This window comes from Zhongshania aliphaticivorans, assembly GCF_902705875.1.
Classification (GTDB): Bacteria; Pseudomonadota; Gammaproteobacteria; order Pseudomonadales; family Spongiibacteraceae; genus Spongiibacter; species Spongiibacter aliphaticivorans_A.
On sequence record NZ_CACSIK010000001.1, the window covers coordinates 2,973,198 to 2,980,335 of the forward strand.

Annotated in this window: 9 protein-coding genes; all 9 read left to right on the top strand. The window is 46.8% G+C overall.

Annotation, left to right across the window (positions count from 1 at the left end):
• Position 1 precedes the first annotated feature (1 nt).
• The 9 genes from cyoC to AELLOGFF_RS13425 all read left to right on the top strand — a co-directional run bounded on the left by cyoC (position 2) and on the right by AELLOGFF_RS13425 (position 6,761).
• Entirely contained in the window at positions 2-634 is a 633-nt protein-coding gene (gene cyoC, locus AELLOGFF_RS13385) for a cytochrome o ubiquinol oxidase subunit III (RefSeq protein ID WP_159269205.1), read from the top strand.
• The gene (gene cyoD / locus AELLOGFF_RS13390; protein ID WP_159269206.1) at positions 631-1,011 is read left to right on the top strand and encodes a cytochrome o ubiquinol oxidase subunit IV; all 381 of its coding nucleotides are present in this window, start codon (positions 631-633) and stop codon (positions 1,009-1,011) included. The genes cyoC and cyoD overlap by 4 nt, the downstream gene beginning before the upstream one ends.
• A 1-nt stretch (position 1,012) precedes the next feature.
• A complete protein-coding gene (locus AELLOGFF_RS13395) occupies positions 1,013-1,747 on the top strand; it encodes an SURF1 family protein (protein WP_159269207.1) in 735 nt (244 codons plus the stop codon).
• A 91-nt stretch (positions 1,748-1,838) separates the two neighbouring features.
• Complete coding sequence (locus AELLOGFF_RS13400; RefSeq protein ID WP_159269208.1) at positions 1,839-3,161, top strand: ATP-binding protein; 1,323 nt, start codon at positions 1,839-1,841, stop codon at positions 3,159-3,161.
• Positions 3,162-3,165: 4 nt separating this feature from the next.
• Positions 3,166-3,729, top strand: a complete 564-nt coding sequence (locus AELLOGFF_RS13405; protein WP_159269209.1) for a response regulator transcription factor — start codon at positions 3,166-3,168, stop codon at positions 3,727-3,729.
• 184 nt (positions 3,730-3,913) lie between these two features.
• Positions 3,914-5,449 (top strand): PAS domain-containing sensor histidine kinase, encoded by a 1,536-nt coding sequence (locus tag AELLOGFF_RS13410; protein WP_159269210.1) that lies wholly within the window; start codon positions 3,914-3,916, stop codon positions 5,447-5,449.
• The gene (locus AELLOGFF_RS13415) at positions 5,442-5,846 is read left to right on the top strand and encodes a response regulator (RefSeq protein ID WP_159269211.1); all 405 of its coding nucleotides are present in this window, start codon (positions 5,442-5,444) and stop codon (positions 5,844-5,846) included. The genes AELLOGFF_RS13410 and AELLOGFF_RS13415 overlap by 8 nt, the downstream gene beginning before the upstream one ends.
• Positions 5,830-6,204, top strand: a complete 375-nt coding sequence (locus AELLOGFF_RS13420; RefSeq protein WP_159269212.1) for an Hpt domain-containing protein — start codon at positions 5,830-5,832, stop codon at positions 6,202-6,204. The genes AELLOGFF_RS13415 and AELLOGFF_RS13420 overlap by 17 nt, the downstream gene beginning before the upstream one ends.
• Before the next feature lie 224 nt (positions 6,205-6,428).
• Entirely contained in the window at positions 6,429-6,761 is a 333-nt protein-coding gene (locus tag AELLOGFF_RS13425) for a BON domain-containing protein (RefSeq protein WP_159269213.1), read from the top strand.
• Positions 6,762-7,138 lie beyond the last annotated feature (377 nt).

The following is a 7,138-nucleotide window of genomic DNA, read 5'->3' on the forward strand; positions in this document are numbered from 1 at the left end:
GATGTCACATTCGACTGCTATGCCGGCCTCTGCTGCGCCGGGACAATTCGACTTTCTCGAAAAGGGCGAGCACCACGTTGCCAACGGCACCCTGCTCGGTTTCTGGCTGTATTTGATGAGCGACTGCCTCATCTTTGCGGCGCTGTTCGCCACCTATGGCGTACTGAGCCAAAACTACGCCGGCGGGCCATCGGGCGCCGATCTATTCGACCTACCGCTCGTGGCCTTAAACACCAGTTTTCTGCTGTTTTCTTCCATAACCTACGGTTTTGCCATGCTGCAGATGCAGCAGCGCAAACTGCAAGGCACCATGATCTGGCTTGCCATTACTGGGGTATTTGGTGCGGCATTTCTTGGCCTTGAACTGTACGAGTTTTACCACCTAATACATGTAGGTGCGACTCCCCAGCGCAGCGCATTCCTGTCAGCCTTTTTCACCTTGGTCGGCACCCACGGTCTGCACGTAAGCCTGGGGATAATTTGGCTGGTAACGCTATTGTTTCAACTGCGCAAACACGGTCTAACCACCGCTAACCGTCGCCGTTTATTCTGCCTATCTATGTTCTGGCATTTCCTTGACGTTATTTGGATCGGCGTATTCACTGTTGTTTATTTGATGGGGTCACTGTCATGAGCGAGCATTCACAAAATCACGACACACATCACGCAGACCATCACGACGAAGAAGGTCCACACAGCAGCTTTAGCGGCTATATGCTGGGGTTTATGGCCTCGGTGTTTCTTACCGCCATTCCGTTCTGGCTGGTGATGGGCGAAGTATTCAGCTCCCGCAATACCACCATACTGATCATTCTCGCCTTTGCTCTAGTCCAAATTCTGGTGCACATGGTTTACTTTCTGCACATGAATTTTCAATCGGAGGGTGGCTGGACCATGCTCTCACTGATTTTCACGGTGGTGCTGTTATTTATTACCTTAGCGGGCTCGCTGTGGGTGATGTATCACATGAACGTGAATATGATGCCCTCGATGATGCCGGGTGGCAGCTAAGATGCCGATTCGCCGCATAGCGACTTTATCGCTCCTTAGCCTGTGCGGCATTATTCTCTCTAGTGGTTTTATTATGCTCGGCAATTGGCAACTCGAGCGCCGAGTATGGAAGCTAGACTTAATTGAACGCATTGATAGCCGGGTGCACGCCCCAGCTGAAATCGCGCCCAGTATGGAAGACTGGGCTGCGATAAATCAAGCCGACGACGAATACCGGCACGTCCTTGTCGACGGCCAGTTTCTGCTGAACAAAGATACCTTGGTGGTGGCCGCTACTGAGCTAGGCAGTGGTTACTGGGTAATGACACCGTTTCAACGCCGCGACAACAGCACTGTCTTGATCAATCGCGGCTATATTGGCCAGGGCATCATGCCACTGCCTCCCGAGACCGCACCGCAGACAATCACTGGTCTGCTCAGACTTAGCGAACCCAACGGCAGTGTGCTCCGCGAAAACAGCCCCACGACCGGTCGGTGGTATTCCCGTGATGTTGCGGCAATTGCCGATCACCTCGAACTCACCGCCGCGCCTTATTTTATCGACGCTGACGCCAAGCCAGACCAAGCACAAAACGACAACAGCAATCTCAGCCCAGCCCCAGTGGCCGGACTGACCGTAGTAAAATTCCATAATAGCCATATGGTCTATGCCGTTACGTGGTTTAGCTTAGCGCTGTCGGTATTGATCGCCGGTTTTATCGTATGGCGGGAAGAACGGCGTCGCAAGGTAGACTAAGCTTAAGTAATTACTCCAGCTCCCCGCTGCGCACTCACCCCCACATGAGTATACTTGGCCATGCTGAAAAGTCGCTGAGAGATCCACTATTATGACAAATACCAAAGCGCTGGCCGATGTAAACCAGCTGCTTAGACAAACCGAATCCAGTGACACCGACACCCTTGGCAAGCATATGCGCCAGCTTGTTCAGCTACGCTGGGTCGCCGTACTTGGCCAATTACTCACCATTCTCGTTACCCATTATGGCTTTGGCGTCACACTGCCGATACAGACCATGCTCAGCATTTTGGCCGGCCTTATTGCGTTCAATGCTCTAACCGATTTGAGCTTACGCTTTAAGCGCCGCGTGTACACAGCTGAGTTATTCATGGGTCTGTTAGTTGATATGGGCACACTGACCGCCCAGCTTTTTTTTAGCGGTGGCGCAACCAACCCCTTCGTCTTTCTCTATTTATTACAAGTCTGCTTAGCGGCCGTACTCATGGCCCAAACCTATACGTGGGTGCTACTTGGCGTTGCGGCTTTGTGCTTCCTGTGGCTGGCCGAGGCAGGCCTGCCCATCGACCTACCCCAAGACTATCACTTAGGCATACGCAGCTATTACCTAGAAGGTATGTTCATCTGCCTTGTCCTCAATGCCGGATTACTTGTGGTATTTATTAACCGCATCAACCAAACCCACCGTGAACACGACGCCCGCCTCGCTGAATTACGCCAACGCGCGGCAGAGGAAGAACACATTTTACGTATGGGTTTACTGGCTTCTGGTGCGGCCCACGAACTTGGCACCCCACTGGCGACCATCGCGGTTATTCTCGGTGACTGGCGGCGCATGCCAGCCCTAAACGCCGACCCTGACCTAGACGAAGAAATCACTGAAATGCAGACTCAAGTACAACGCTGCAAATCTATCGTAAGCGGTATTCTGATGTCTGCTGGCGAAACCCGAGGCGAATCCTCTGGGGAAACCAGCGTGTGTAGTTTTTTTGAAGAATTACTGATTGAGTGGCAAAGCACCCGCAAAGTGGACAATTTTGAATTTGAAAACAATTTTGGCGACGATGTCGACATTGCATCTGACACAGTATTTAAGCAGACCATCTGTAATTTACTCGACAATGCCTTAGATGCCTCGCCCAATTGGATCGGCCTTACCTTATCAAGACAAGAAGACAACCTACTCATTCGGGTTACAGATCGTGGGCCAGGCTTTGCAAAGGAAGTATTTGACCGCTTAGGGCAACCCTACCAATCAACAAAAGGGCGGCCTGGAAGTGGTCTCGGTTTATTTCTGGTATTCAATGTTGCCCGTATATTAGGTGGCCAAGTTCGCGCCCGTAATCGCCAAGAAGGCGGCGCCGAAATAAGCCTACGTCTGCCACTTGCAGCAATCCAGCTTAAGGAGGTTTAAGACAATGGTGGACGAAACAGAGCTAGGCGCCGAGAATGACCTACCGACGTTGCTGCTAATTGAAGATGACGCTGCATTTGCGCGCACTTTGGGGCGCTCATTTGAACGCCGTGGCTACGTGGTTATCAATACTAGTAGCTTAGAAGGCGCTATCGATTTATTAAAGATCCATTCACCGAGCTATGCAGTCGTTGATCTTAAGCTCGACGGCGAAGCATCTGGTCTTGCCTGTGTGCAAGCCTTGCACAAACACGACCCAGACATGCTCATTGTGGTTCTCACCGGCTACGCCAGCATTGCCACTGCTGTCGAAGCGGTCAAGCTGGGCGCCTGCCACTATCTTGCCAAACCGTCTAATACTGATGATATCGAAGCCGCCTTTAACAGCGCCCAAGGTAATGTTGAAGTAGAAATTCGCGGACGTGCCACCTCGATAAAAACCCTTGAGTGGGAGCGTATTCATGAAACCTTAGCGGAAACTGGCTTTAATATCTCAGAGACCGCAAGACGACTGGGCATGCACCGGCGAACCCTTGCCCGTAAACTTGCAAAACAACAGGTGAAATAAGCTCATTATGCAGAAATACTCAATAATTTCAGACATATTAATGTCTATAATAAAGCGGCCCTAGCGTAATCACCTAAGTATATGTCCCAGTTTCAGTGCTAACTTTGTGATTTTAAAATGCAAAGATAGCCACAATACCTCTAAATACATTAAAACTAGGATAGCAACCGTATCAGGATGAAATATGAGTGATAGAGAAGCTATCAATGATTTGCTCTCACGTACCAAGGCAATATTAGACACGATTGTCGATGGCGTAATTACCATTAATGATCAAGGTCTCATAGAAACCGTCAATCCTGCTGCGGAAAATATCTTTGGTTATAACAAATCCGAATTAATTGGCAACAACGTGTCTATGCTGATGCCCCTGCCTTATCACAAAGAGCATGACATCTACCTTAGTAACTACCTCGATACTGGGGATAAAAAAATCATAGGTATTGGCCGAGAGGTCACCGGGCTACGCAGTAACGGAACAACATTCCCCCTTGAACTCGCAATTAGCGAGATGGAAGTCAATGGCCAGCGGATGTTTACTGGGGTGGTTCGCGATATATCCCAGCGCAAAAATACAGAGGAAACTTTAAGGGGGCTTCTCGCTCGAACAAAAGCCATACTAGATACAATTGTAGACGGCGTTATCACCATTAGTGACAAAGGGTTAATAGAAACTGTTAATCCAGCAGCAGAAAATATATTTGGGTATACCGTTGACGAGTTAGCTGGCAAAAATGTGTCATTACTTATGCCCAACCCCTATCGGGCCGAACATGATCAATATCTTATAAACTACCTCAATACCGGTGAGAAAAAAATTATTGGCATCGGTCGAGAGGTTACCGGTTTACGTAAAAATGGCGAGAGCTTCCCCCTCGAACTCGCCATTAGCGAAATGGAAGTCAACGGACAACGTATGTTTACTGGAATCGTACGTGATATTTCTGAGCGTAAGGAAACTGAAGAAAAACTACGCACTGCTATGCGCCGGGTCCACGAACAACAAATAAAAGACGAATTTATAGCGACGGTTAGTCACGAATTAAGAACACCTCTAACTTCCATCAAAGCTTCATTGGAACTCATGATCGGAGGAGCGATTGATAACAGCTCCAAGCAAGCAGATATGTTGATTAATATCGCTCACAAAAACAGTGATAGATTACTTCTGCTTATTAACGACATACTCGATATTTCTAAAATTGAATCTGAGAAGATACCCTTTAACCGTCAAATTATCAGCGTTAAACCATTTCTTGAGACTGCTATTTTTGACAATCAAGCGTATGCAGAAAAACATCATGTTAAATTTACTCTAACGCACTGTCCTGAGTTGGTTTTTATCAACGCTGACCCAGACCGATTAATGCAAGTTATGAGTAATTTAATGTCTAATGCGGCAAAATTCTCTCATCATAATTCCGTTGTCGAAATAAATGCCCGAATTATCGAGAATAAAATACGTATTGCTGTGTGTGATACGGGCATTGGTATTTCACCCGACTTCCAAGGGCGTGTTTTTGAAAAATTCACCCAAGCAGATACTTCTGACAAACGTGAAATGAGTGGAACTGGGCTAGGGCTACATATTTCTAAAGCAATCGTTGAGCAACACCAGGGGACATTAGCTTTCGAATCTTCCATTGATAAAGGCAGTGAATTTTATATCGAATTAGAGCTTATACAACCTGATATACCGCAAGGATTCCAGCATGAGTAATCCACCAGATCTAATACGCTTAATGTACGTAGAGGATGAACCAGATATTCGCATTGTCGCCGAGATCGCACTTGCTCAAGTTGCCGGCTTCACCGTTAAAGTATGTCCTAACGGCACCGAAGCGCTTGCTAGTATCAATGAATTCGAGCCTCAGTTAATACTTCTGGACGTTATGATGCCCGGCATGGACGGGCCGCAAATACTTAAAAAAATACAAACCCTACCCGCATTTAGCACAACCCCCGTAGTATTTATCACCGCAAAAGCACAAGCAGAAGAAATTGAGAAACTAAAGAATTTAGGCGCGCAAGATGTTATAACTAAACCGTTCAACCCTATGACATTAGGCGATGATATCAGAACAATTTGGCGGGCCTATCATGAGTCAAAACAATAACACTGGTTCAGACTCGGTAGACGCCCAGCTAGTTGAGTTACAAAAGAGCTATATTCTTAAATTAGACCATAAGCTCCAACACATAATTGATCTTTGGCTACGATACAAAGCTCAAGATGACCCAAGTAATACATTGAAAGAGTTTCATCGTGCAGTACATTCAGTAGCTGGCACTGCTTCTATATTAAATATTTCAGAAGTTAGTCGCATATGTACAACGATAGAAGAAAACCTAATCCTCTTAATCAGTAAAAACGCTCATCACCAAGAAATTTTTTCTACATTAGAACCTCACATAGACGATCTGAAAGCGCTTCTAATTAGTAAAAACTTTAACCCCGCCCCCATTAAGCTGTAAAACAACGTACATCAACCGATTCGATAACAAGATCCATGGCCTCAATCTTTTGAAGCTGTTTCTACACTGCAGTCCGACTAAGCCCAAGATGACGCTCTATTTCTGCAATCTCCAGCGGCCTTCACCATTAAAATCTAATTTGCCCAACTCGCCGTATGAAAAGTTAACCGCAAACATAATTTTGCGGAAAGTACCTAATCATTTAGATTACAGGAGCTACAATCATGAATATTAAAAAACTCACCATGATCTCGGCAATCGCCTTGCTCTGCAGTAACCTTGCCGTTGCAAATGCAGCATTCTCCAATAATACCGTCAATGTCCAAGCCAGCCCTCACTTCAGTTCTTCCAGCACTGATCAAGAACTAATCAATACGTTAATTAGTAGATTGGAAGCAGACAAAAAATTATCAGGACATTTAGAAATAAACAGTTATAACGGGAATATATTCGTCTCAGGCACAGTTGATGAAGTGGCAATGATTTACCGTGTAGTAGAACTTATTAAAAGTAATTCCGAGGTAAAACAAGTAGATGCGCGCAAGCTTGATACCTGATTTTCAAATCATCACATCCTAAATATAAACCCTGCTCAGTTTTGCTGTGAGGGGGTTTATTTAGAAGCCTTGTGACAAATCGGCAGGAAACGATTTAGGCGCTGCAGTGCAGCGCGGGCCCTCACCGTAGTTCAGCGCCTAATGGACGCGATTTTCAAAGACCCATAAAAAAACCCGAGACTTGTTAGAATCTCGGGTTTTAAATTAATGGGAGCCGCCGTCGGCACTGGCGACAAACCTGTGCAGCAGGTTTGGACAGCCTAACGCTGCCCGAAGGGTGATCGCCAGCGGCGCGAATCATTGCCGTTGGTCTTCGCCAGCTGCCCAGCGTTTTCTGCGCCACAAAGTAAAATGCCCCAACCGAATTCGGCTGGGGC